Consider the following 23,399-nt stretch of genomic DNA (forward strand, 5'->3'; position numbering starts at 1 on the left):
TATGTACATCGCTCGCCGCTCAATGCCGACCGAGTCGAAGCAAACCTGGTTTCCCTACCGATTCACGAAAGGGCCGGATCCACCTTCTTGAACTTTGCCCATTGGTTCTCGGCCATTCTCAGTAAGTTCATGAAGGGCGCCAATCGAAAAATCAGGCAAAGCGTCAGGAAGAGAGTAGTTCCAGCAGCTACCTGCAGCAAAAGCGTCAATGTCGGCGAGGAGAGACTAAATAGACCCATGAAGAAGACTCCCGCGCCCATCAGGCCGGCGATGCCAAGGGTCGGCAGTACATCGACGATCTGCTCCTTGATCGAATAATCAAGGAACCGGGCCGTATAATATGAATTCAGGTAATAGCAGAGCCAATTGATAATCACTTGCCCGATGACCAGCGCCATAATTCCCCATCGGAATGTGACGGCGATAACGATTAGAGCCAGGGTTTTCTTGATGACTTCCAACCGGAAGAACAGGTCCGACCTACCCTGGGCCTTCAGGGCGCTGATGTTCATGACACTCAACGGGTAGAACAACCCCGCAAGACAAAGAACCTGTAGATAGGGCACGCAGGGGAGCCATTTGTCGGTCAAGAGAACGCGCACGAAAGATTCTGCGACACAAGCGAGACCGATCATAATGGGGATGTTCAGCAACGCCTGCATCATCATTCCTTGCCGAAGGCCCCTCTTCATCCTGGCCTTATCGTCCTGGATCGAGGAGAACACCGGGAAAGAAACCAGATCCGAGCTGATGGCGATGTCCTTGCCCGGAAGTTGCTGGATGGACTGGGCGCGGACGTAGAACCCGAGATCTGCGGGAGAAAAAACCTTGCCAATCACCACGAGGTAGATATTCTTGAAAAGCTGGTCGATCAGACCGATGAAGAGCATTTTCGCCCCAAAATTGAACATTTGGCGCAAGGAGTACAAGCTAAATCTCCAAGCCGGCCGCCACTTGTGAACCAACCAGAGCAGAGTGACCCGAAGGAGGTTTCCCAGGAGGGCCTGCCAGACCAGGCTCCACACCCCGAAGCCGCGCATGGCCATCGTGACTCCGACGATGCCCGAGAAGACCGCCGAAACGAGGCTGACGATCATCTGTTTCCGGAAGTCGATGCGCCTGATCATCAACGAGACCTGGATCAGGCCGAAGGCGCTGATGATGAGGTTCAGTGACAGCAGTCTCGTCATCGGCACGAGGAGCGGCATCCGAAAGAAGTCTGCGATGAGCGGCGCAGCAAGGAACAGGATGGCGGTGAAAAGGATGCTGACCACGATGTTGAAGTAGAAGATCGAGCACTCGTCGAGGAAGGACGCGTCTTTCTTCTGTATCAGGGCAGCCCCGAAGCCTCCATTGATGAGCACTTGGGAAACGGCGATGAAAACCGTCAACATTGCCATCAACCCAAACTCGGCCGGGAGAAGCAATCGGGCCAGGAGCACCGAAATGACGAATCCGACGGCCTGTTGAGCAATTCGGTCAGTAAAACTCCAGAGTATTCCCCTGATTGTTTTGCTCTTGAGACGTTCTGTTGACATTAAGTTATCGAAGATGAATTGGTTGATTTTTGTCTAGACAAAGGGGCACACCGCAACTACCCACGTGTACACCACTCCGGAGGAAAATCAGGTTCGGGCAGAGACCGGCCGAGACGATAAAGGCCAACGGTCACGCCCAGCGCATATAGTCATGTTTGGAGCAGTTACTGCCCCGCAGCAAAAAGCGAATCAATACCCTATAGATCCCAATAGGATATCAGCTTAAAACCTGCGACAACTTTCGGAATGCTCGATTGCTCCATCAATTCATTTTCTTCCCGAAAATACGGCAAACTCGTACCACCAGGATGGGTCATTAGCTCAATTACACGATTAGCGGGCAATTTATGTCCACCTTTCAGGAGATTATACATATCCAAATATGTACTAAAAATAGCCGGTGTTTTTGTGCGATAAATATACTTGAGCATGTAATAGTGAATACGGTTCGACAGAAATGCCTTATCAATCTTGGCCGCCAAAGGTCCCCTACTGACGACCCTTACTCTTCTTATCCGATATTTCATCTGCAGACGTTTCAGAACGACAAAGAGTTCTTTGAGCAGATGTTTGTGCTGATGACCATCGATATGCGAAATTCGAATCTTGTTATCTAGCAGTCTTTCAATCTGCGCCGCCCACTCGCCATGGATAGCTGCCCTGATTCTGCTATTCCAACGAAAATTTCCCCATGTCGCAAACCGTTTGAGTGTATTGCCGCCATCAACGATACCGTATTCTTTCAAATCATTTAAGCTTGTCAATGCTTCGAACTGGGTGATATTCAAATGAACACCGAAAGATATGTTTGGGTAGTTTTGGGCAATGCTCCGAACTTCATCAAAACAGGGGCCATTCGCGAGAATGGTTGCTGATGAGATCAGATTTCTTTCGGCATATTCCCTGATGGCACGATTTATTGTCTGACTTTGCCCCAAATCGTCCGCATTAATTATGAATGCCATCATCTCTCCCGACTGAGCTTCCTTACGAAATCAAGGGGGTCAATAGATAAATAGAATTCTGGTGGCCGATCCCAGTCATGATCCCCCAAAGAAAGCATGGCGCTAGACTCAGAGTTGATATTCATGATTATGGACTCATCACCACTCAAAAGAACCGGAAACTGATTAACCTCCCAAAATCCGGTTGATTTAACCACTTCTGCCAATACTCTTTCACTTGATGCAATATGAATCTGGTGAACTCGCTGCTTTGCCAGGAAGTGCATTGACTTGATCAACAATGCATTCAGTAAATCTGCATTGCCATCAACGGCATACAATTCCAGCAACACCCCACAGCGGATAGATTGTCTCTCAGAGATTCTAAATATCGATATACCAATAACATTGTCTGTATTGTCATATGCTCGACAACAATAGTGCTTTCCCCAAGGTTCTTCCCTGTATCGCCAATTCAGATAATCTGCGTTCCTCTCTATTGCGAAATCGTATTTGTTCCGAACCGTTGTCCATAACTTGGTATCACGATCTCCGAAATCGGCCGGCTTGGGGTCACCGATGCGGCTTTCTATTGCCACATCTGACCTATTTGGGGTGCAATGCAATTTACTAATCAAGCGATAGTATCTTAAAAACAACAGGCAATTGAGCAAGGACCTTGGAATTGTCTCAAGCGATCTGGACCTAAGACTTTCCAAAGTATATTTGTGAGTGAATTTATTGAAATATACGAAGAAACGTGCCGATGGACCAACTATTGCCCCTAGACTGAGTTTTATTTTTGTAGATATCTTTGCACTATTAAAACTACCGAACAGACTGCAGTCCTGCCTCCGTTCATAGAGTTTTTTGCCTACGCCTTGTCCCCTCAAAGAAGGAGAAACTTTTGCATCACAGCCCCATCCAAGAACAGTTGATCTCTCCAATACTTTGCAAGGAACGCTAAAAGATGCAACGTGCCCAACGATCTCGCCATCAACTGATTCAGCAACAAAGATATCTGGTTTGTCTTTTTTACTCCAAGGATTATCTCTGAACAGCCAATTCCATCTTTCAGGATATTTATAGCGAGCCCTTTTCCCGTACGCAAAGTAGTAGTATTTTTCCAACTCCCTTGCATCGTCATAGCTAGCTTGCCTGACAGTAACATCCATCTGGAAAAAACCTCCCGGCTCTCAGATCGGCCTGCGCCACTTCGGTTCCAACCTCATATAGAACCCGCACGTGCATGCGATGATCTAGACCCGCGGCTTTTGTTCGCATGTCACTTGTTTGGTCCTCCTCATGAGTTGCTAGCCCTCAGTGGTCGCAAGGTCGAGTCATCACTACAGAGCATGGGACCAATTGAGACGCAGGTAGTCACTGGCAACGTCATTTGGCCATGCGAACAAACAAACGCTTCCAAGACATAAGTGATGATTCCAGAGAGAGCTTTTGAGACAATATCCGGGCGTTGTTCTCAATCGTTTCGCGGCTCAAAGGTCTTGTGAAATCATCATATGAAAGTGATGGTATTGAATTGGTATCTCTCACTTCAATACCCATACCTTTCAACATCTCGAACACCGGAGATTCGCTACGGAGATAGACCGGTTTCCCCTTAGATAAGAATATCTTAGTGATCCCCAAGCCCGCTTGTACCTTGTAATTCATTACCAGGATATCATACTCATCAAAAAATTTTACATATTCGACATAAGGCAGGATCTCACTCAATGTCGAATATTTGTCCTTGAAAATATCCGAACCTAGTTGAGCTATTCTGGACGCCTCTGTGCTTGGACCTGACGACAGTATACTCAGTACCTGTAGTTGTTCATCCTTATACTCAGACAACCAGCCGTATACTTCTTCATGATTGCCATGAGGAGATGCGGCATGATTGACAACTACACGAGTAACGTCGGTTTTTTTCTTGTCTTCAGGATACTCTGCAATCCCCTCTTCCGGAGATATCGTTGAATAGAACACGTTAAGGTAATTATCGCAATTTCTGAAGATTGAGCGAATTCTAGGGAATTCGCCTGGGGTTAACGTACAGACCGCACGCAACTTAGGAACTATACAACTCTGAATTTGATGGAGGAACCTCCCACTAAAGGCCCTGGACTCACTATATCCAATGAAATTCCCAATATCACATCCCCAGCAAATCATCGCAATCCTATCCCATAGCCAGGGAAGAAGCATCAGTATGAACCAGAGCCTCGTTAATCGTCCGCTATGTAAAACTACAATATCATCACGTCTAAATTTCAGAAACGTTCTAAGTATATTGAATTTTGTTGGATTGACAAAATGAATACTGGCATTGTTGTCAATCAAAGATCCGTAATCCTGCTTGCCTCTTTCGGATATTAGCTCATATTTTTGAAAAAGATAGAATACCTGTTCGCCTATTCGGCCGTCAATCAGTGCTACATAATCTAAAAAAAACTTTACAATCTGTGGATTTATCCTGCCGCTACTTCCAGACAATATGTGAACAATTCTCATTGGTCTTCCCCCATGAGGATGGAAGTTGCATTAAAAGTATTCCGTGCAAAAACTCCGACCATGGCGGCAGGTGTTACCGATCATGTCTGGTCAGTTGCACAAAAGTTGGCCTACCCGGTTGGATGTCAATGTTATGGGGACATTACCGGAAATCGGCTCTTTAGGGTTGTTGTAATTGCCGATTTGATAGGAAGCGGCAGGTTCCACGACAGCACTGTTCAAGCTTCCCTCAAGATCGAAATGATCCGGTCCTGCTGGTCTTCGAGCAATTCCGGGTGGATCGGGAGGCAGAGAACCTGGTCGGTGATGCATTCAGCGACAGGCAGGTTCCCTTTTCGACTGGTCTCCAGGTTACGATAGGTCGGGAACTGGCTGATGAGAGGATAGAAGTATCGGCGGACGTGGATTGACTCGCGTTTGAAAGCGTTGTAGACATCATCACGGCTGGCCCCGTAATCTTTGATGTCGATGAAGATGGGGAAGTAGGGGTGAGCCTGTCGAACGCCGTCCATCTCGGGGAGGAGGCGAATCCCCGGCACGTCCGCCAGCGCTTCCCGATAGCGCTTGGCGATACGTCCCCGGCGGGCGATAGCCTCGCCCACGTATTTAAGCTGCAGGAGGCCGAAGGCGGCCTGAACTTCGTTCATCTTGGCGTTGATCCCCGGTGCCACCACGGTTACCTCGCCTGCAAAACCGAAGTTCTTGAGGAAATCGATGCGCTGCTTCATCTTCTCGTCGGGACAGACGATGGCGCCCCCCTCGATGGTAGTGTAGACTTTCGTGGCGTGGAAGCTGAGTACGGAGAGATCTCCATGGTTGAAGACCGACATGCCGTCGAGGGTCACACCGAAGGCGTGGGCACCGTCGTATATCAGCTTGAGACCGTAGATGTCCGCAATCTGCTGGAGTCTCTTGACATTGCATGGGTTGCCGTAGACGTGAACCGGGAGGATCGCCGTGGTCCGGGGGGTGATGGCGGACTCCACCTTCTCCGGGTCCAGGTTGCAGAATTCCGGTTCGATGTCCACGAAGACGGGCTTGATGCCGTTCCAGTGAAGGGCGTGGGCGGTGGCCACGAAGCTGAAGGGCGTCGTGATGACCTCCCCCGTGATCCGCAGGGCCTGAAGGGCGGTGATCAAAGCAAGGGTGCCGTTGGCGAAGAGCGCGATATACTTGACCCCCAAGTATTCTGCCAAGGCTCGCTCCAGTTCGCGGTGGAACTCTCCCACGTTGGTAAGCCAGCGGCTGTCCCAGATCTTCTCCAAGTAGGCCACAAACTCGTCCAGTGGGGGCATGAAGGGTTGGGTGACGTAGATGTTGTGAGGTTGATCAGCATGTGCCATTTTGAATTTCGCTTGAGTGGAGTATTTTGTTGTTGTCTTCCAGGGGCGGCCTTGATGAACTGGGGGCGGGCGCCGACGATGGTGAGGATAGGCTGTAGCATTTTAGGCTGTAGGCTGTAGGTCCGGCAAGGGACGGATTTAACCACGAACCACACGAACCACATGAACCGGGGAGGTATCAACCACTAATTGCACTAATCTTCACTGATATTTGTGTGGAAGAAAGCGGTGAGGGATTGGGTGACTTGGTGGATTTCTTCCTTTGTTTTCAAAGCGTCGAAGGGGAGGCTGAGGATTCTTTGGGAGACGGACTCGGCGACCGGGAAGGCGCCCTGCTGGTAGCCGAGGGATTCGAAGACCGGTTGCTGGTGGAGGGGGACCGGGTAGTGAACGGCAGTGGGGATGCCATGGTTTTTCAGGAAGTCGGCGGCGGCGTCGCGGGTTGCGGGGGCCGGGCCCGTCAGGAATTGGATTGAATATTGGGACCAGGCGGAGAGGGAGGCCGGGGAATCAGGGAGTGTTTCATCCCGTTGCGATCCGGAGGATTCACAGCACGGGTCCCACCCCTGCCGGGGTGGAACGGACAGAACTAACGACTCGGAGCTACCGACATTGCGCCCCTGGCGGGGCGGGGTGTCGGGTGTTGGGGCGCAAGAGGAGGATTTGGCTTGATCGTGCCGCGCAGGCTGAAGCCTGCGCCACCACTTTGGGTTCGGTATCGGCGTGGGGAGGTGGAGGAGGCCTTGGGCGGCCAGGGGGGACAGGGCTTCGGTGTAGGCGGCGGCCACCTGGTTGCGTTGGGCCGGGCCAGGGGGGAGCGTGTCATTATCGGGTGCCGGCGGGATGGGGGGCGCAGTGTGCCCGGGTGCCGACGGGTTCGGGGTGATGGCGGCGTGTTCGGTTGTCTCTTGGCCGGGGAGAGGCCCGGTGGGCTTGGCTGCCTCCGGGACAGGGGACGAAGATGCTTGACTGGCCGCCTCCGGAGCAGGGGACGAACCAGTGGAATGGGTCTTCTCCGGGCCGAGGTAGTCGTCGAGCTTGGCTAAGAGGAGGGCGGCCTGGAGGGTGTCGAGCCGGGCGTTGAGACCCAAGCGGGCGTGGTGGTAGCGCTTGGACTGGCCGTGGTTGACGATTTTTCGAATCTCGGCGGCGAGGGCCGCGTCGTTGGTGAAGACCATGCCGCCGTCGCCCGCGCAGCCCAAGGGCTTGGCAGGGAAGAAGGAGGCGGCGGCAGCGTGGCCGAATGCGCCGGCCGGCCGGCCGGCGCATTCGGCGCCGAAGGACTGGGCGGCGTCTTCGATCAGGAACATGCCGGGGTTGTGCTTGTTTATCACGGCGGACAGGGCGTCGTAGTCGGCGATCTGGCCGAAGAGGTCCACGGCGATGATCCCCTTGAGGCGTTCGAGGGGGATGGGGGCGCCGGTTCTCGGGTCGCGGGGGTCGGCCAGGACCTGCTCAACGGCCCCGGGGTCGAGGTTGTAGGTTTCGGGGTCGATGTCCGCGAAGAGGGGGGTTGCGCCCAGAAAGGCGATGACCTCGGCGGTGGCGATGAAGGTGAACGGAGTAGTCAGGACGTAATCTCCCGGGCCGACGCCAAGGGCCATCAGGATCACCAGCAGGGCGTCGGTGCCCGAAGCGGTGCCGATGGCGTGGTCCACCCCGACCCATTCCGCGCAGCGCTCCTCCAGTTCCTTCACCTCGGGGCCGTTGACGAAGCCGGCGTGGCGGAAGACGGTGTCGAGGCGATGCTCGATCCGGGGGGCCAGGCGTTCGTGGAGGCGGCGGAGGTCGCAGAAGGGGATCAACGGGGCTGTTTTGGCCGGTTCGGACAGCAGTTCGTCCGGGTGGACGGCATCCGGGCAGCGGTCCAGGAAGGCGGCGTCGGCGGTGAGGACCTTCGCGCCGATCGCCCTGGCGGACAAGGCGACCAAATAATCCTCCAGGTCGTGACGGGCCAGGTCGTCGTCGAAGTCGACGTAGGCGGGGGTCTTAACGATCGGACATTGGCGAAAAAGCCGCTGAAGCGCTTCCAGGCGGTCGGGGTATCGCCGTCCCACGACGTACTGAATGATGGGGAGGGAAGCGGACGATACGGCGGCGAGACGACGTTCGAGGAGGGACGCCAGGAGCCGGGCAGAGTCTTCACCCCTCGGCGGGCGTCCGCTGACGGCATCGATGACGACGTTCACGTCCAGGAGGAACATGTCAGGGGGTCCTTTCAAACTGTTTCAACCACGAAATACACGGACGGAGGAGTCAGGAGGAGAGGCAGAAGGTTCGGAGGGGGCGGTTCGGATTTTAACCACGAACCACACGAACCACACGAACGAAGAAGACATGAGCCAGTAGGACAGGCTGAAGGTGTCAATTTTTCGGGAGGCGGTGGAGAGCGTCCTCGATGGAATGGACTTCCTCCACACCCAGCCGGCGATACGCTTCCTCGCGTTCTTCCACGGAAAGGGTCGAAGGCACCTCCCTGCGCTGCTTTTCCAGGTAGCGCTCCACCGCGGCCTCGGCGACGAGGGCCTTGTCTGTCTTCTCCCGAGGGAGGAGGGTGACCTCAAGGTCGATGACGTCGTCCGGGAGATTGGCCAGTTCGCCGTCAAGGGGGATCAGGAGGCCGTAGGGAGTTTTTCGGGCTTTGACTTGCATGGGACAGCCTCGGGAGAAGGATTAACCACGAACCACACGAAAGACACGAACGGGGGAGGGCCGCAGAGAACGCAGAGAGCGCAAAGAAAACAGAAAGGAATTAACCACTAATAGCACTAATCTTCACTCATCGGACTTGTGGTTCAGGTCCTTCTAACTGAAGGGTGTTTACACCCCTTCCGGTCTTCAGCCTGACAGCCTTCAGCCTGTCGACCTTTCGATTGCGACGGCGACTGCGATACCGATTCCGATACCGACCCCGAGGGGAATTCCTCCGGACCTACAGCCTACAGCCTAAACAGCTACAGCCTTTTTTCAACCACGAACTACACGAAAGACACGAACGGGGGAGGGCCGCAGAGAACGCAGAGAGCACAAAGAACACAGAAGGGATTTAACCACTCATCACACTCATCGGCACTCATCAAGCGTCACCGTTCGCACCTGTCGGGATCATGGTCGAGAGCAAATTGGATCACCTTTTCGCTCAGCCAGATCCCTTTCTCCCTCATGTTTCGCAGCGCGTCAGGGATCGAAACAGGGAATCGCTTGGCGCGGGCTTTCAAGAGAATGCCGATGGATCCCGTCAACTTCATATTGTGCAAGCGTGCCACCCTCCTTCCGACCACCTCATCAATACAAACCATCGCTTCTTTCACCTGCAGGCAAAGCTGGATCACGGAAGCCTCACCCGGATCCAGGAGATTGACAAGGTAAGGCGTGAGGGTCAGAGGGTGTTCCTCGAGTTGCAGCCAGGAAGCTTCCCGAAACGCACGGGCACCGAATCTGTCCCCCCCGCCCGCTTCGAGTTCCCGGGCGACTTCCCAGGTGGTCCTGACCGTTCCATACCGGCCGCGAAGAACCTCCAACGAGCCTGTCGCTGCAATCAGGGCCAGAATCGGCCCGGTATTGATGATGAGCGTTTGGCGGGAATTTTCAGGCATTCAGAAGGTCCCGGGTCAGTTCGTCTTCCTTCAGGTCGATCATGGGCACACCGGCTTGATGGAGGGCCAGGAGAAAAGGGACACGTTCCGTTCCGGCCATCTTCGCCGCGGTCCCCGAAGAGATTCGCCCCCTTTCGAACAGCTTTACCGCCATGGCCAACCGGGCTTCCTGCTCGAACTCTTCCCGGGTTTCCTGCAGGGCGTCGGGGAGGGTGTCCGGGTATTCAACGGTCAGAAGCGATTTGCTCATACGGGTCTCCAATTCAAAGGCTGAAGGTCCGGAGGGGGCCGCGGGTTGCGGAGCACTGAACCGTTACAGACTATTCAACCACAGAATACGCAGAATACACAGAATTTAAACCACGAACCACACGAACGGAGGAGACAGGATACAGGAGGACAGGCTGAAGGGGTTTAGGCTGAAGGCTGAAGGTTCGGAGGGGCGGCACGGAGTGATTTTGCTAAACCCCTTCAGTCTAAAAGCCTTCAGTCGATCGACCTTTCGATTGCGTCTGCGATACCGATTCCGACCCCGAGGATTTGGGCTCCGGACCTTCAGTCTGACAGCCTTCAGCCTAAACCCCTACTTCTTGAAGTCGTCGTAGGGCTTGTGGCCGACGGCTAGGGCCGGAGGGAGGGGGGAGTCTTCATCGAGATCCAGGCAGCGGAGGATGTTGGGCTCTACTTCTTTGTAGCGGAAGCCGCTTTCGGGGCAGCGGTAGACGCCGTCGGCGTCCGGATTCGTCAGGGGGTGGCCGTGGCGGCTCATCCAGCCCTTGCGGCGGCCGGGGACGCCCACCATCAGGGCGTAGTCGGGGACGTCCTTCGCCACCACGGCACCGGCGGCCACGAAGGCGTAGCGGCCCACGGTGATGCCGCAGACCACCGTGGCGTTGGCGCCGATGGTGCAGCCGCGACGCAGGAGGGTGCGCTCGTAGAGGCTGTGGCGGTTCACCTGGGAGCGGGGGTTGGTGACGTTGGTCAGGACGCAGGAGGGGCCCAGGAAGACGTCGTCCTCGATCACCGTGCCGGTGTAGACGGAGACGTTGTTCTGGATCTTGACGTTGTCGCCGATCACCACGTCGCCTGCGATGTGGACGTTCTGGCCCAGGATGCAGTTGCGGCCGAGGCGGGCGTTCTTCAGGACGTGGCAGAAGTGCCAGATCTTCGTGCCCTCGCCGATGGCGCAGGGCTCGTCGACGAAGGCGGAGGCGTGCTTGAAGTAGTCGGGCATGGGGGGCTCCAGGGAAGGCTGTAGGGGTTTAGGCTGTAGGCTGTAGGTCCGGAGGGGGATATTGCGGGGAGATTTACCCTAATCCCCTTCAGTCTAATAGCCTTCAGCTATCGACCTTTCGATTGCGACGGCGATTGCGATACCGTTTCCGATCCCGATTCCGATTCCGATGCTTTCGGACCTAAAGCCTACAGCCTATTCTAACCACGAACCACACAAACTACACGAGCTACACGAACGAAGGAGACGGAATCGTTAACCACTCATTGCACTAATGAGCACTAATAATTAATAATTCGGGGGGCGGTTTCGATGTCGAGCCCTGAGGCGACGGCGACTGCGATACCGAACCCGAGGATTTCTGTTCCGGCCTTCAGCCTATCAGCCTTCAGCCTATCGACCTTTCGACTGCGACTGCGATACCGAACCCGAGGATTTCTGTTCCGGCCTTCAGCCTATCAGCCTTCAGCCTATCGACCTTTCGACTGCGACTGCGATACCGATTTTGTCGCCTTGCGGCAGGAGATGATGCGGACGGTCGCCCCAACGGCGGATTCCTCCCGATCGGTGTGACAAAGAACGAGCATTCTTCCCTATCAGTCAGGCGCAGCGGAAAACGTCAAGGGGAATCGTCCGGAGAGGGGGGATGTGCTCGTGGATCATCCGGCGGATCTTCTCCACCGTTTCCGGTGAGAACGATGGTTCCCCGCATCGCGTGCAGACCCGGGCGGGGATCTCCTCGACGAGGACGTGGCGTCCATCGATAAAAAACACCTCCTGAACGGGATGATCCACGGACTCCGTGAAACCACAGGCGGAACACTTGAACATGGTCACCTCCTCACCCGGTAAGAGAACCACTGGGCCGGGTCGGGTTCATAGATCGTAATGATGCGGGTAACGGTTTCTTCATCGCGCGTGATTTGCAAATGCAAAGGGCGTCCATCGGCCGTGAACCCAAGCAGCAGGCAACTGGGGGCGTACTTGTCGTCCGGATAGTCCTCGATGATCTCGGCGTTGGATGATGCCTGAAGAATCTGGTCAAGCGAAATATTTCGCTCCACCACTCTTCGAAGAGCGTGGCGGGTGAACTCAACATCACCGGAGATGAAATCCTGGCGTATGCTCTGGATCGATTTCATGACAAAGACAGGTCAGGGGACAGGAAGACAGGCTGAAGGTCCGGAGGAGAAGACCCCGGGGCGATTTTTCCTAAACCCCTTCAGGCTGGAAGTCATCAGCCTATCGACCTTGCGATGGCAACTGCGATACCGATACCGATTCCGATAACGACCCCGAGGGGAATCCCTCCGGACCTACAGCCTAAACCCCTACAGCCTACAGCCTAAAAAGGGATGCGCCGTGTCGGGGGTCGGGGTCACAAGGGGAGACGTTACCAGGCGGTGGACCAGCTCGATGGAGGGGCGGGCGTCGTTTATGCCGAAGCCGCGGCCCGCGAGGGTCTCCTCGTAGACCCGGGTGTGGAGGTCCTTGAAACCTTCAGTGAATTCGATCTCCTCGCCGTCGATGGTGATGCTGCGGTAGGTGGACTTCTTGCCCGGCTCGAGGGGGAAGGGGAGGTCCGCGGCGTCGATGGAGAGGAACCAGCGCACCCGGGCATGTTTCAGTTCGATGAAGCCCGCCATCCGGCCGGGCTCGTGGCGGTGGAGTTCGACGCGCTCGGGGGGGCCGAAGAGCCAGGTGAGCAGGTCGAAGAAGTGGATGCCGATGTTGACGGCCACCCCGCCGGACTTGCCCGGGTCCCCTTTCCAGGAGTAGCGGTACCAGGGGCCGCGGGCGGTGACGTAGGTGAGGACCACGTCGCGCGGGGCGGCGGGCGGCGCCGCGCTCATCGAACGGTGCAGGGCCGCCAGCGAAGGGTGGACGCGGAGCTGCAGCACGGTGCGGACCCGCCGGCCCGTCTCCCGCTCGAGCGTCTCCAGGGCGTCCAGGTTCCAGGGGTTGATGACCAGGGGTTTCTCGCAGAGGGCGTCGGCGCCGCTGCGCAGGGCGAGGCGGACGTGGGCGTCGTGGAGGAAGTTGGGGGAGCAGATGCTGACCCAGTGGATGCGCTCCTCGGCCTTTGCGCGGTGCAGCTTGTCCAGGTGGCGGTCGAAGCGCTCGATCTCGCGGAAGTACCGGGCCTCGGGGAAGTAGCTGTCCAGAATCCCCACGGCGTCGTGGGGGTCGGCGGCGGCCACCAGGTGGTTCCCGGTGTCGCGGACGGCCTGGAGGTGGCGCGGGGCGATGTAGCCGGCGGCGCCGACCAGGGCGAAGTTGAGGGGGGGGGCACTCATGCGGGTTTAACCACGAAATACACGAAATACACGAAAGGGGACGGAGGGGATTTTAACCACGAACCACACGAACCACACGAACGGGAGGCCGAAGCGGGGAATAGGTATTCAAAAGGGTCATGATCCTTCCGGTTGGAACCTGAATCGCTAACAGCATTTTAGGACCACGAAATACACGGAAGACACGGAAAAAGAACCACGAATCCCACGAACCACACGAACGACGGGCGAAGTGGGGAAAAACTCATGGTGCTGAAGGTAGAGAGCGCATGCGAATCCGGTCCGTTTCGACCACTGAGAAATGCTCTCCCCAATCCGTGCGGGAAGCAAGGATAGCCGCAAGAGTCGCCATGCAGTCGACCGACGGAATCATGGCCACCCGAAGCAAGATCACTCCGCACCCGGCCGGCAGGTGCTGGTGAAAGGCCAGTTCGCCGAAGTCCTTGTCGCAGGTCAGGAGAATGCGATTCTCCCCGCGGGCCAGGTCGAGGATCGCACGGTCCGAATCCCCCCGGTGCGATTCCAAAATCCAAAGAACATCAACCCCGTTGTCCCTCAATGCTCGGATGAGCATCCCGGGAATGTTCTCGTCAGCCAGGAGACGCATCCTTTATACCGCCCGGGGGAACGTTTTCTCCCCGCCGATCACCTCACTGGCATATTGGAGGCAGGCCTGGATGTCCTCGTGGGCAAGCCCGGGGTAATTTGAGACCAGGTCGGCCTCTGTCCACCCCTGGGCCATCAGGGAGAGGATGAAATCGACGGCCAGCCGGGTCCCCTTGATTACCGGTTTCCCGACCAGGATGGCCGGATCGGCCTTGATACGGTCGCGCCAGTTCATCGTTGTTTCCCTCCTGAAGCAGGATTGCCGGAAGAGCACAGTCGCGGTTTTGTATACGCGGAAGAAACTGAATATCAACCACGAAATACACGGAATACACGGAATAAGAACCACGAACCACACGAACCACACGGACGAAGAATTCAGAATTCAGGAGGCAGGAGGAAGAGACAGCCCTCTGGAGGCCTTGGTCGGGAGACCGTAAACCGGAGACGGTGCCTGGTCGGTTCACGGTGAACGGAAACCCCTCTTCTCCGTGCCTTCGTGAGAGACATTCCGGAAGCATCCTCCCGGAGGCGGGGCGACCCGGTGAAGGCGGGCTTTCGTGGTTCTTGGCCGCATCCCTGGCGCCCCGGTTTTCTTTGCGATCTTGGCGCCTTTGCGAGATCAGGATCCGGGGCGGCTCTCGCCAAGGCGCCAAGCTCGCAAAGGAAGACGGCATGGGTCGCAAATCCCGCAGCGCCCGCGGATCACTCCTTCCGGCTTCCGATTCTCCGTTGGTTCCGTGTGCTGCCGTGGTGAAAATAAGCCCGGAAGGAGTTCTCACGGAGGCACGGAGGCATGGAGGCACCAGGCACGGAGGCACGGCACAGAGAGGACCGAGTGTCGAAAAACCGATTCTGAGGGCCTTCCGGTTTTCTCCGTGCCTTGGCGCCTTTGTGAGAGAGAAATTCCGGATCCACCAGCAATGATCGAACATGGATGGTCAGGATGGACAGGATGAGAGCGATCAGACGGGCGAAAAAGCCCAAGGTCGTTCCGACCCGATGCTCCGAGCCTCATGCATGTATTTCGGAGATACGGCCATCAGCCAACCAGAAAGATCCCGGGTTAGGTTCCGGCTTCGCCGGCTTGGGATTCCGATACCGACCCCGAGGGGAAATTCTCCGGACCTACAGCCTAAATAGCTTCAGCCTATCCACCTTCTCTCGAGGCGGTTTCCGAGAGGAGTTGTTCGGCCAGGCTTTGGAGGTCGGAGAGGAAACGGGCGGGGTCGGGGGGGGCGATCCACTTGACGAGTTTCCAGTCCTCCTCGGTGGCCGAGGCCAGGCGCCGGGCCACGTCCGGAGGGAAAACGCCGGCCGCTTTTCCCGCGGCGTCGCTCACCGCCCGGGAGAGGGACAGGCCGAGGGTCGTGCACAGACCCCAGATGTCGACCAGGTCCTTGGGTTCCTCCCGGTCCACCAGCGCGGTGACTTTGTTCGACAGGATGTTCTCGGGGGAGTCGATCCGCCCCAGGGCGGGGTGCTCCCGGGGTGTTCCGATCCGGCAGGGGACGTCGTTCACCCACTCGATCCGGAGGGCGGTCTCCCCGTCCCTGAGGATCAGGCGGGCAAAGCGTTCCTCGCGGGAAAGGACCTCGCAGGACCACCGGGCGTCCGCGGCGAGGGCGTGGATGGCCTGATCGCGCCACAGTCCGAATTCCGGACGGTGGTTGACGAAGAAGTCCAGGTCGTCGGAGAAGCGGTGACCGAGGTACGCACGGGAGAGGCAGGTCCCGCCGGTCAGGTAGAAACCGGTCCCCAAAGGGGCAAGTACACCGAGGACCTTGTCCTGAAAAGGGTAGAGCCGTTCAAGGTAGAGGTGGCTGTCCATGGGTCAGTCCCGAGACGGGGAAGTCATCCACTCCGGGTGGCGGCGGGGGACCCATCGGCAGATGAAGTCCAGGCCACGCCTTCGGGATTCGGAGCGAACCCGGTCACGCCAGGAGGGCCACCCAGAGACCAGCCCGGCATAACCGAGAAAACCGACGATGTCGGCCCAGGACCCGTACTCCAGGAGCCTGAGGGAGGCCCAGTCCCGGCCGAACCGACCCCGTCGGAGACGGCCGGCCAGGATCTCCCGGAACTCCCCTTCGGAAACCCGGTAGTCCCAGACGAAGGGGAGGGGGCGGGAGAGGTCCGGTTCGGGATTTGTGTCAGTAGTCGTCATGGGTCAGAAGTCAGACGGCGTCAGGACCTCTCCAGCAGCCATTTCCAGAGCCACGACTGCCAGGGAGCGGGAAATATTAGAAAAACTTACCGCTTGCTTACGCGCGCGGCTCCGATTCGTTTCTGTCGAATGGACGGCGATCCCGCCGCCTCGCTGTCCGCCTTCAGTCTATCGGCCTTTCGATGGCGACGGCGATACCGATCCCGATCCCGAGGGGAATCCTTCCGGACCTACAGCCCACAGCCTAAACAGCTACAGCCTTTTTTAACCACGAACCACACGAAAGACACGAACGGGGGATGGCCGCAGGGAGCACAGGGCAGCCATTGGCCGCAACCCAATCTGAACCCCGGATGTACACGGATACAGGACCCCACCCCCGCTGTCCTTTTGGTCCTTTACGTCCTTTTGGTCCCTGTCGTTTTCCGGCGGTCGAGTTGTCCGCTTCGCCCCGGATTCCCTGGCCGGCCCTTCAGGCCTCCGGGGGGGGCACGGGCCCGGTCCCGGGAGTTCGAGGACTCGCCCCCGGCGACTCGAGGATCTCCCGGGAGAAGGCGCGGAAGTCTTCGAGGTGGTGGTGGACGATGGCGAAGACAATCTCCCAGTCGATGCGGCGATAAGCATGGACGGCGATGTTGCGGAAGGCGACCGCCTTCATCATCCGATCCGCCACAACCGCGCTCAGAACGCCGGTGTCGCGGAGAACCGCGAAGGCTTCCCCCATGGTCTCGGGCGCGGGGACCCCTCCATCGGCGATTCGCATGGCCGCGAGGTCCACGCACAGCTGGACGGCGCGCTCCAGGTTCACGGCCAGGATGTCCTGCCGGTCGAGGTCGTCCGTCAGTTCCTCGACGTGCTCGGGGCGCTTTACCTCCAACCGCCGGAGGCAGCGTTCCAGGGACTCGAGCTTGGCGAGGGTCACATCGTGGTCCATCGCAACACCCTGCTTTCCCGGATGTGTCGGACGAGCGGCTGGAAATCCGCCGCATCGTACCACAGGCGGCGAAGGAGCTCGGCGAGCAGCAGCGGGTCCCGGCAAAGAAGCCGGGTCCCCCGGCACAAGACGGCCCTCAGCAGCGGCCCCGTCGCGGTCCGGAGGTCCACGAGGTCCACGGGGCGGCCCGAAGCCAAGGAGAATCGCTCCATCAGCTCCATCTTGCGCTCCCACCCGATCCGGTCCGCGTCGGCCACGGCGAGGTCCAGGTCGCTCTCCCGCCCGGCTTCGCCCCGGGCGACGGATCCGAAGAGAAAGGCCAGCTGCAGGCGGGGATCCTCCTGGCAGAGGCGGATGCAGGATTCAAGAATGTCGTGAGGGAAGGACATGGAATTGGACCCGGTTTCGGGGGGGGCGCCGTCGCGTAAACCGCAAACCGGAAATTCTAACCACGGATGAACGCGGATTGATCGGAGAATGAACCACGGAATACACGAAATAAACGGACGAGACAGGCGGAATCCAGAATCCAGGAGGCGGAAGTCAGGAGCGGAGAGTCGGCAATCCGGAGACCGGAGGCGGAAGAGAAGGGGCCAGGAGGCCGGAGACCGCGTTTGGCCTGGTCCCGCTTTCTTTTCTCGTCCGAGCCCGGTGGCACGCTTGTTGAGTGCAAGCCGCGCCGCTCCGAAGACTGCGCGGCGCGGTCAAAGCGGCGCTCCGGCCGCCTGCGCGCCGCACTCCACGGAGCGAACCGCGCGGCGACGGGGAAGGGGAACGAACCCCTGATTTCACTCATGCTCACTTATGAGAAGAGGCTCCGGTCCGACCTTCAGCCTGACCGCCTTCAGCCTATCGACCTTTCGACTGCGACGGCGATACCGATTCCGACCCCGATTAAATCCGTTCCGACCTTCAGTCTGACCGCCTTCAGCCTATCAGCCTTCTTCCGGGCGGGGACGATTATGGCGCAGGGTTTCGAGTTCCTGGCGGAGGGGGGCCCAGTATTCCGCGTCGCGGCGGCGTTCCTCACGCTCCTCGTGGTCGAGGGCGCCCGACATCCCGGAGAGGTCGTGGTCCAGGGCCCGCTTGACGGCCGGCCGGGACTTGGCGACGTCCGACGCCTCGGTTGGGTATCGGTCGCACAGTCGGGCGAGCAGACCGGGGGTCCGCGCCTCCCGCAGCCAGAAACGGACCCTTTCCGGGGTAGCGTCCACTGCGGAGAGGGCGTCGGCCTCCACCAGGCGTCGGATCATGGGCCAGTCCTTGTCCCGCTGGGTTTTCTTGGCGGCAACCAGGTCGGGAAGGCTGAGAAGGTCCACCGGCAGGCCGTCCTCCAGCGTCACGGTGGTGCGGCGCTCCCAGAGGGACGCAAAGGGATCCACCCCCCGCAGGTTCGACATGAGGTCGATACGCAGGCCCGCCACGTCGGGGTGGGTGCAGCGAAAGTGAACGGCGTGCCCGCGCCGGAGCACCTCGGGCCCCAGGGGCGGGACGGCCACGGGTTGGGCCGCCAGGTCGGAAAGGGCCTCCCTCAAGCGCTCCAGGTTGCCGGGGTCGGGCAGGACGACGAAGTCGCTGTCCCGGCTGAACTCAGACGCGCCGTACAAGATGCAGGCCTGTCCGCCCATCAGCAGGGCCTTCACCTTCCTCGCGGAGAAGGTCGAAAGGACTCTGCGAATCGGGTTCAGGATCAAGGCTTCCTCCGAGGGACAGGTAGGCCGCCCAGAGTTTTTCCGACTCCGTGAAACGTCGGGCGGGGGTGAGACGGTACCAGTCCAGCCACTCGTCCTCGACGGTTTCGGGGGCGGGGAACAAAGGAAGGATCGGCATCACGGGGGACTCCGGTTGCTTCAGGGCCGGTCACAAACCGATTCGGACGGATGGATTTACAACCACGAATCAGACGAAAAGGGGACGGGGGATTTGAACCACGAACCACACGAACCACACGAACAAAGGAGACAGGAGATGGGATCGTTAACCACTAATTGCACTAATGGGCACTCATGAGAAGAGGCTCTGGTCCGACCTTCAGCCTAACAGCCTTCAGCCTGGCGACCTTTCTATGGCGACGGCGATTGCGACGGCGACCCCGATACCGACCCCGATTCCGATACCGATACCGAGGGATTCTACTCCGACCTTCAGCCTAACCGCCTTCAGTCTATCCACCTTTCGATGGCGATGGCGACTGCGATACCAATACCGACCCCGATGGGAATCCCTCCGAACCTACAGCCTACAGCCTAAACCCCTACAGCCTTGACTGTGCGGGACGGAGGCGGTGGATGTGGCCTCTTCCCAGGCCCTTCACCTCGCAGCCCAGCTCGAGGTAGCGACGGATCCGGGCGTCGTCGAGGATACCGAAGCAGTCGACGACGGCCAGGGGCTTCTCGGGAAGGGTGGCGGGGGTGTCGCGCCGGGCCTCCGGCCCCGTGGGGATCCCGGTCCCGCCCGGGGTCGGGGCGGGGGACGGGCTTTTCCGCGCGGCGGCGACGACGGCGTCGGGGTCGAGGTCGAGGTAGGGGGCGTGGCGCACCGCCAGGACCACCGCGTCGGCGCCGGCCAGGGCCGCGTCGAGGTCTTTTTCCACCTTCAGGTCCTTGAGTTTCTTCTGGTTGCGGAAGAAGACCGCCTTGGAGTGACCCGGGTAGTCCTCCTGGTTGGCTAACTCCCACCAGATGTCCACGTAGGGGTCGTGGACCCGGATCTCCGCCCCCATCTCCGCCAGCTTGCGGATCAGGACCTCCGAGCCGCTGTAGCGGGTGTCGCCCACGTCCTCGCGGTAGGAGGCGCCCAGCACCAGCACCTCGGCGCCGGCGACGGGGACGCCCAGTTCCTTGAGGGCGTCGCGCACCAGCTGGGCGGCGTGGAGGGCGCGGGTGTCGTTGACGTCGATGGCCAGCGGGGTGAAGCGGAAGATGTCGTCGTCGAAGCCCAGGATGTGCCGGTGGGCCCACACCCCCAGGCCGCCGTCCTTGGGGAGGCAGTAGCCGCCGATGCCGGGGCCGGGGAAGATCAGGTTGGAGTGGGTGGGCCGGCGCCGGACCGCCTCGATGACCTTGACGAGGTCGATGCCGTTGCGCTCGGCGAAGAGGCTCCACTCGTCCAGGAAGGCCAATATGGTGGCCCGGTAGCTGTTCTCCACGATCTTGGCGGTCTCGGACTCGATGGGGCGGTCCAGGACGGTGAGCGGGTACTGTTCGGTGTGGAGGACTTCGTTGAGAAACTTCACCACCTTCTCCCGGGCGGCTTCGTTGACGCCTGAGCACACCCGCCAGAAGTCGCGGATGGAGGCCACGTACTGGCGCCCCGGCATCACGCGCTCGTAGGAGTGGGCCAGGAGGGGGTCGGTGGGGATGCCGCGCTGGCGGAAGATCTTGCGCATGGTGGGGAGGGCCACCTGCTCGGTGGTCCCGGGCGCCACGGTGGTCTCGATGAGCACCAGGGCGTGGGGGGGGATGTTCCGGGCGATGATCTCCAGGGACTCCTCGAGGGCCCCCATCTCCACGTGCCCGGAGCGGACGTTGCCCAGGTCCTTCTTGGCGTAGTCGAGCTGGACGTCCACGATCACCACGTCCGCCAGGGTGAGGACCTCGTAGGTGTAGGTGGCCGTCAGGCTCTTCTTCTCCAGGACGCAGCGGGCGATCAGGGGCGCCACCTCGGGGTCCTCGGCGCGCACCGGGCTCTCGCCGCGGTTGAGGAAGGGGATTTTCCAGAAGCTGCGGGCGCTGGGGCGCTGCATGCCGATGACGAACTTCGCGGGGCGGCCGTCGGGGAAGGCGGTGTCGGCCACGATGGCGGCCATGACGGCGCCGACAAAGCCGACGCCCATGACCACCACGATCTCGCGGCCCTCGGCCCGGGCGGCGTCGGCCAAGGCCTTCACCCGCGCGAATTCCGCGGGGTAGTCGGACTCGGCCGGGAGGGGCCAAGCGCTGCCGTCGGGGGCGAGGGAAACGGGCTTGGGCATGGGGGGGGCTCCTCTGGGTAGGCTGAAGGCTGTTAGGCTGAAGGCTGTTAGGCCGGAGAAAATCTTTTCGGGGTCGGAATCGGGGTCGGAATCGGTATCGCAGACGGTATCGGTATCGGTATCGCAGTCGGTATCGGTATCGCTATCGGAAAGGTTTGTCGCCCCTTCAGCGGATCGTTTTTGTCAACCCGGGCTACAAGCGAGGCGTTCGCAACAAGCCCTTTTCTCTCACAGAGGCACGGAGGCACGGAGAAATGCAAATCGTATTTGATAGAAAAAACTTGTGATTCCTCATCGGGCCTTCGTGAGAGAGAGAGTCCGGAAGGTCTCTTTCGGCGGTGCGGTGACTGGGTGAAGGCCGGCTTTCGTGTTCGAGAGCGACGGCGAGGCGATGGCGACGGGGAAACCCTATGGCGATGGCGATAGCGACTGCGATTCCGACTGCGATACCGATACCGATACCGATAAGATTTGCTCCGACCTAACAGCCTTCAGCCTAACAGCCTTCAGCCTTCCCCAGTACGTAGCTCCGCCGTGATGTGCACGGGGCACACGGTGAAAGGCCGGGTTCACTTGTTTCGCGCTCACAACCCAAATGACGTTTCCGGCATCTGGAAAACACCGGAAGCCGTATTTTAGTCAATCGTTTCGCTCAAATCAAGTCCTATATCACACAAATCTTGAAACCGACCCCGGGCGGGAGCCTTCACTCCCCCGCCAACCGTTTCGATGCGGGCCGGGGGGGCGGGGTTCGGCCACACCCGCTGGGCGTTTTGGGGTCGCGCCGGCTTGAACCCCGCTGGGGTGCTGCGTCTGCGAACCCCTCGGGGTGCCGCGGCCTTGAACTCCGCAGGGGTGCGGCGTCCTCGAACCCCGCAGGTGAAATATTTGTAGTAATAGCGGTTATTGAGTATTTCCCCGCGCGCCGCCGGGTCCACACCCCGTCAGGGGTGTAATATTTGTAGAATAGCGGTTGTTTTTAATTTCCCCCGCGCGCCGCCGGGGGTGAGGCGTGCTCCGGAGCACCCTCCCGGGCCGGCGGCGCGCGGGGGGAGGGAAACCGGTAACCCGCCAGGCTACATATGTTCGTCTCTGCGGGGACGGTGAGGGTCGGCCGCGGGGGCGAACGACGGCAGCACGAAAGGCCGCGGTTGATTGTTCCTTGTGAAAACACGGTTTGCCGGCTCGACCGTCAATCGTAGAATTCGAAAAGGTATTGTTCGTCATAGGAAATGTCGAAACGGTCCAGGAGCGTGAGATATTCCGTTCGGAAGGGGACCCGGGCATGGTGGGATCTCTGGTTGAGGATATATCGCACCACCCGGTCCAATTGCGAACGGGAATAGGAGAAGGCTCCGAACCCGCTTTGCCAGGCGTATCCGCCGAACCAACCCTTCTCCTTGATGAAGCGGGTGGATCCGCTCTTCATGTCCCGGGCCAGGGCGGAGATCGCCCCGGTAGGGTTGAGGCCGACGAGGACATGGAGATGGTCCGGCATGCCCCCGATGGCGAGGAGTTTGTGGCCCTGGTTCTGCACGATGCCGGTGACGTACCGGCAGACGTCGTCCAGTCGGTCACCGTGGAGGAGATTGCACCGTCCGCTCACGGCGAAGACGAAATGGATGTAAATCCGGGTGTAGGTGTTTGGCATGGTTGGTTCCTCCGGAGCGTGTGCCTTCACCTTTACTAACGTTTCTCTCGGGATTTTTCCGAAGTTTTTTAGGGAGGTAGAGATGAAATTTGGCTCCTGTCCTCGAGACCCGCAGGTGAAATATTTGTAGTAATAGCGGTTATTGAGTATTTCCCCCCCGCGCCGCCGGGTCCACACCCCGTTAGGGGTGTAATGTTTGTAGTGAAAGCGGTTGTTTTTAATTTCCCCCCGCGCGCCGCCGGGGGTGAGGCGTGCTCCGGAGCACCCTCCCGGGCCGGCGGCGCGCGGGGGGAGGGATCTTATAACTGTTTCTTCTACAAATGTTTCACCCCTGACGGGGTGAAGGCGCAGAGGGCAGAATCCCGACGGGGCGAAGACGCAGAGGGCAGGGTCCCGGTGGGGCGAAGATGCAGAGGGCATGATCCCGGTGGGGTAGCGACACAGAAGGCAAGATCCCGGCGGGGAGAAGACGCAGAGGGCATGAGCCCGGTGGGGTGAAGACGCAAAGGGCAGAATACCGATGGGGCGAGGATGCAGAGGACATGATTCCTGTGGGGCGAAGACGCATAGGGCACGATCTCGGCGGGGTGGGGACGCGG

The 23,399-nt window shown here is 58.9% G+C and carries 22 protein-coding genes; all 22 read right to left on the reverse strand.

Annotated elements, in window-relative coordinates; all coding sequences use genetic code 11:
* Window positions 1-62: 62 nt before the first annotated feature.
* The 22 genes from KA419_07570 to tnpA all read right to left on the reverse strand — a co-directional run bounded on the left by KA419_07570 (window position 63) and on the right by tnpA (window position 22,800).
* Entirely contained in the window at window positions 63-1,538 is a 1,476-nt protein-coding gene (locus KA419_07570; protein ID MBP7865794.1) for a lipopolysaccharide biosynthesis protein, read from the reverse strand.
* Between the two features lie 197 nt (window positions 1,539-1,735).
* Window positions 1,736-2,503: a ChbG/HpnK family deacetylase gene (locus tag KA419_07575; protein ID MBP7865795.1), complete on the reverse strand. Its 768-nt coding sequence runs from the start codon at window positions 2,501-2,503 to the stop codon at window positions 1,736-1,738.
* Window positions 2,503-3,657 (reverse strand): GNAT family N-acetyltransferase, encoded by a 1,155-nt coding sequence (locus KA419_07580; protein MBP7865796.1) that lies wholly within the window; start codon window positions 3,655-3,657, stop codon window positions 2,503-2,505. The genes KA419_07575 and KA419_07580 overlap by 1 nt, the downstream gene beginning before the upstream one ends.
* A gap of 217 nt (window positions 3,658-3,874) precedes the next feature.
* Complete coding sequence (locus tag KA419_07585; protein ID MBP7865797.1) at window positions 3,875-4,999, reverse strand: TDP-N-acetylfucosamine:lipid II N-acetylfucosaminyltransferase; 1,125 nt, start codon at window positions 4,997-4,999, stop codon at window positions 3,875-3,877.
* 218 nt (window positions 5,000-5,217) lie between these two features.
* Entirely contained in the window at window positions 5,218-6,342 is a 1,125-nt protein-coding gene (locus tag KA419_07590; GenBank protein MBP7865798.1) for a DegT/DnrJ/EryC1/StrS family aminotransferase, read from the reverse strand.
* Window positions 6,343-6,536: 194 nt separating this feature from the next.
* Entirely contained in the window at window positions 6,537-7,484 is a 948-nt protein-coding gene (locus tag KA419_07595; protein MBP7865799.1) for a DegT/DnrJ/EryC1/StrS family aminotransferase, read from the reverse strand.
* A gap of 1,222 nt (window positions 7,485-8,706) precedes the next feature.
* Entirely contained in the window at window positions 8,707-8,994 is a 288-nt protein-coding gene (locus tag KA419_07600; protein ID MBP7865800.1) for a hypothetical protein, read from the reverse strand.
* A 431-nt stretch (window positions 8,995-9,425) separates the two neighbouring features.
* Window positions 9,426-9,938 (reverse strand): DUF3368 domain-containing protein, encoded by a 513-nt coding sequence (locus tag KA419_07605; protein MBP7865801.1) that lies wholly within the window; start codon window positions 9,936-9,938, stop codon window positions 9,426-9,428.
* Complete coding sequence (locus KA419_07610; protein ID MBP7865802.1) at window positions 9,931-10,188, reverse strand: UPF0175 family protein; 258 nt, start codon at window positions 10,186-10,188, stop codon at window positions 9,931-9,933. Before KA419_07610 ends, KA419_07605 begins: the two co-directional genes overlap by 8 nt.
* Window positions 10,189-10,521: 333 nt before the next feature.
* Complete coding sequence (locus tag KA419_07615) at window positions 10,522-11,172, reverse strand: N-acetyltransferase (GenBank protein ID MBP7865803.1); 651 nt, start codon at window positions 11,170-11,172, stop codon at window positions 10,522-10,524.
* A gap of 600 nt (window positions 11,173-11,772) precedes the next feature.
* Complete coding sequence (locus KA419_07620; protein MBP7865804.1) at window positions 11,773-12,003, reverse strand: YgiT-type zinc finger protein; 231 nt, start codon at window positions 12,001-12,003, stop codon at window positions 11,773-11,775.
* Between the two features lie 2 nt (window positions 12,004-12,005).
* A complete protein-coding gene (locus KA419_07625) occupies window positions 12,006-12,314 on the reverse strand; it encodes a DUF4258 domain-containing protein (GenBank protein MBP7865805.1) in 309 nt (102 codons plus the stop codon).
* Between the two features lie 189 nt (window positions 12,315-12,503).
* Window positions 12,504-13,469, reverse strand: a complete 966-nt coding sequence (locus KA419_07630) for a Gfo/Idh/MocA family oxidoreductase (GenBank protein ID MBP7865806.1) — start codon at window positions 13,467-13,469, stop codon at window positions 12,504-12,506.
* Window positions 13,470-13,713: 244 nt separating this feature from the next.
* Window positions 13,714-14,076, reverse strand: coding sequence for a DUF5615 family PIN-like protein (locus KA419_07635; GenBank protein MBP7865807.1), 363 nt, complete (start codon window positions 14,074-14,076; stop codon window positions 13,714-13,716).
* Window positions 14,077-14,079: 3 nt separating this feature from the next.
* Window positions 14,080-14,310 carry a DUF433 domain-containing protein gene (locus KA419_07640; protein ID MBP7865808.1) on the reverse strand — a complete coding sequence of 77 codons (231 nt, stop codon included), beginning with the start codon at window positions 14,308-14,310 and terminating at the stop codon, window positions 14,080-14,082.
* 915 nt (window positions 14,311-15,225) lie between these two features.
* A complete protein-coding gene (locus tag KA419_07645) occupies window positions 15,226-15,906 on the reverse strand; it encodes a nucleotidyl transferase AbiEii/AbiGii toxin family protein (protein MBP7865809.1) in 681 nt (226 codons plus the stop codon).
* Between the two features lie 3 nt (window positions 15,907-15,909).
* Window positions 15,910-16,242: a hypothetical protein gene (locus tag KA419_07650; protein MBP7865810.1), complete on the reverse strand. Its 333-nt coding sequence runs from the start codon at window positions 16,240-16,242 to the stop codon at window positions 15,910-15,912.
* A gap of 472 nt (window positions 16,243-16,714) precedes the next feature.
* Entirely contained in the window at window positions 16,715-17,176 is a 462-nt protein-coding gene (locus tag KA419_07655) for a DUF86 domain-containing protein (GenBank protein ID MBP7865811.1), read from the reverse strand.
* A complete protein-coding gene (locus KA419_07660) occupies window positions 17,161-17,565 on the reverse strand; it encodes a nucleotidyltransferase domain-containing protein (GenBank protein MBP7865812.1) in 405 nt (134 codons plus the stop codon). The genes KA419_07655 and KA419_07660 overlap by 16 nt, the downstream gene beginning before the upstream one ends.
* A gap of 546 nt (window positions 17,566-18,111) precedes the next feature.
* Window positions 18,112-18,870, reverse strand: a complete 759-nt coding sequence (locus KA419_07665; GenBank protein ID MBP7865813.1) for a hypothetical protein — start codon at window positions 18,868-18,870, stop codon at window positions 18,112-18,114.
* Between the two features lie 560 nt (window positions 18,871-19,430).
* Window positions 19,431-21,149 (reverse strand): GDP-mannose dehydrogenase, encoded by a 1,719-nt coding sequence (locus KA419_07670; protein MBP7865814.1) that lies wholly within the window; start codon window positions 21,147-21,149, stop codon window positions 19,431-19,433.
* A gap of 1,192 nt (window positions 21,150-22,341) precedes the next feature.
* Window positions 22,342-22,800, reverse strand: a complete 459-nt coding sequence (gene tnpA / locus KA419_07675; protein MBP7865815.1) for an IS200/IS605 family transposase — start codon at window positions 22,798-22,800, stop codon at window positions 22,342-22,344.
* Between the last annotated feature and the right edge of the window lie 599 nt (window positions 22,801-23,399).

It is taken from the genome of Acidobacteriota bacterium (assembly GCA_018001935.1).
Classification (GTDB): domain Bacteria; phylum Acidobacteriota; class JAAYUB01; order JAAYUB01; family JAAYUB01; genus JAGNHB01.

Excerpts from the sequence above, each read along its gene's own strand:
- KA419_07570 (MBP7865794.1), bottom strand. The coding sequence starts at position 1,538 with ATGTCAACAGAACGTCTCAAGAGCAAAACAATCAGGGGAATACTCTGG.
- KA419_07575 (MBP7865795.1), bottom strand. The coding sequence starts at position 2,503 with ATGGCATTCATAATTAATGCGGACGATTTGGGGCAAAGTCAGACAATA.
- KA419_07580 (MBP7865796.1), bottom strand. The coding sequence starts at position 3,657 with ATGGATGTTACTGTCAGGCAAGCTAGCTATGACGATGCAAGGGAGTTG.
- KA419_07585 (MBP7865797.1), bottom strand. The coding sequence starts at position 4,999 with ATGAGAATTGTTCACATATTGTCTGGAAGTAGCGGCAGGATAAATCCA.
- KA419_07590 (MBP7865798.1), bottom strand. The coding sequence starts at position 6,342 with ATGGCACATGCTGATCAACCTCACAACATCTACGTCACCCAACCCTTC.
- KA419_07600 (MBP7865800.1), bottom strand. The coding sequence starts at position 8,994 with ATGCAAGTCAAAGCCCGAAAAACTCCCTACGGCCTCCTGATCCCCCTT.
- KA419_07605 (MBP7865801.1), bottom strand. The coding sequence starts at position 9,938 with ATGCCTGAAAATTCCCGCCAAACGCTCATCATCAATACCGGGCCGATT.
- KA419_07610 (MBP7865802.1), bottom strand. The coding sequence starts at position 10,188 with ATGAGCAAATCGCTTCTGACCGTTGAATACCCGGACACCCTCCCCGAC.
- KA419_07615 (MBP7865803.1), bottom strand. The coding sequence starts at position 11,172 with ATGCCCGACTACTTCAAGCACGCCTCCGCCTTCGTCGACGAGCCCTGC.
- KA419_07620 (MBP7865804.1), bottom strand. The coding sequence starts at position 12,003 with ATGTTCAAGTGTTCCGCCTGTGGTTTCACGGAGTCCGTGGATCATCCC.
- KA419_07625 (MBP7865805.1), bottom strand. The coding sequence starts at position 12,314 with ATGAAATCGATCCAGAGCATACGCCAGGATTTCATCTCCGGTGATGTT.
- KA419_07630 (MBP7865806.1), bottom strand. The coding sequence starts at position 13,469 with ATGAGTGCCCCCCCCCTCAACTTCGCCCTGGTCGGCGCCGCCGGCTAC.
- KA419_07635 (MBP7865807.1), bottom strand. The coding sequence starts at position 14,076 with ATGCGTCTCCTGGCTGACGAGAACATTCCCGGGATGCTCATCCGAGCA.
- KA419_07640 (MBP7865808.1), bottom strand. The coding sequence starts at position 14,310 with ATGAACTGGCGCGACCGTATCAAGGCCGATCCGGCCATCCTGGTCGGG.
- KA419_07645 (MBP7865809.1), bottom strand. The coding sequence starts at position 15,906 with ATGGACAGCCACCTCTACCTTGAACGGCTCTACCCTTTTCAGGACAAG.
- KA419_07650 (MBP7865810.1), bottom strand. The coding sequence starts at position 16,242 with ATGACGACTACTGACACAAATCCCGAACCGGACCTCTCCCGCCCCCTC.
- KA419_07655 (MBP7865811.1), bottom strand. The coding sequence starts at position 17,176 with ATGGACCACGATGTGACCCTCGCCAAGCTCGAGTCCCTGGAACGCTGC.
- KA419_07660 (MBP7865812.1), bottom strand. The coding sequence starts at position 17,565 with ATGTCCTTCCCTCACGACATTCTTGAATCCTGCATCCGCCTCTGCCAG.
- KA419_07670 (MBP7865814.1), bottom strand. The coding sequence starts at position 21,149 with ATGCCCAAGCCCGTTTCCCTCGCCCCCGACGGCAGCGCTTGGCCCCTC.
- tnpA (MBP7865815.1), bottom strand. The coding sequence starts at position 22,800 with ATGCCAAACACCTACACCCGGATTTACATCCATTTCGTCTTCGCCGTG.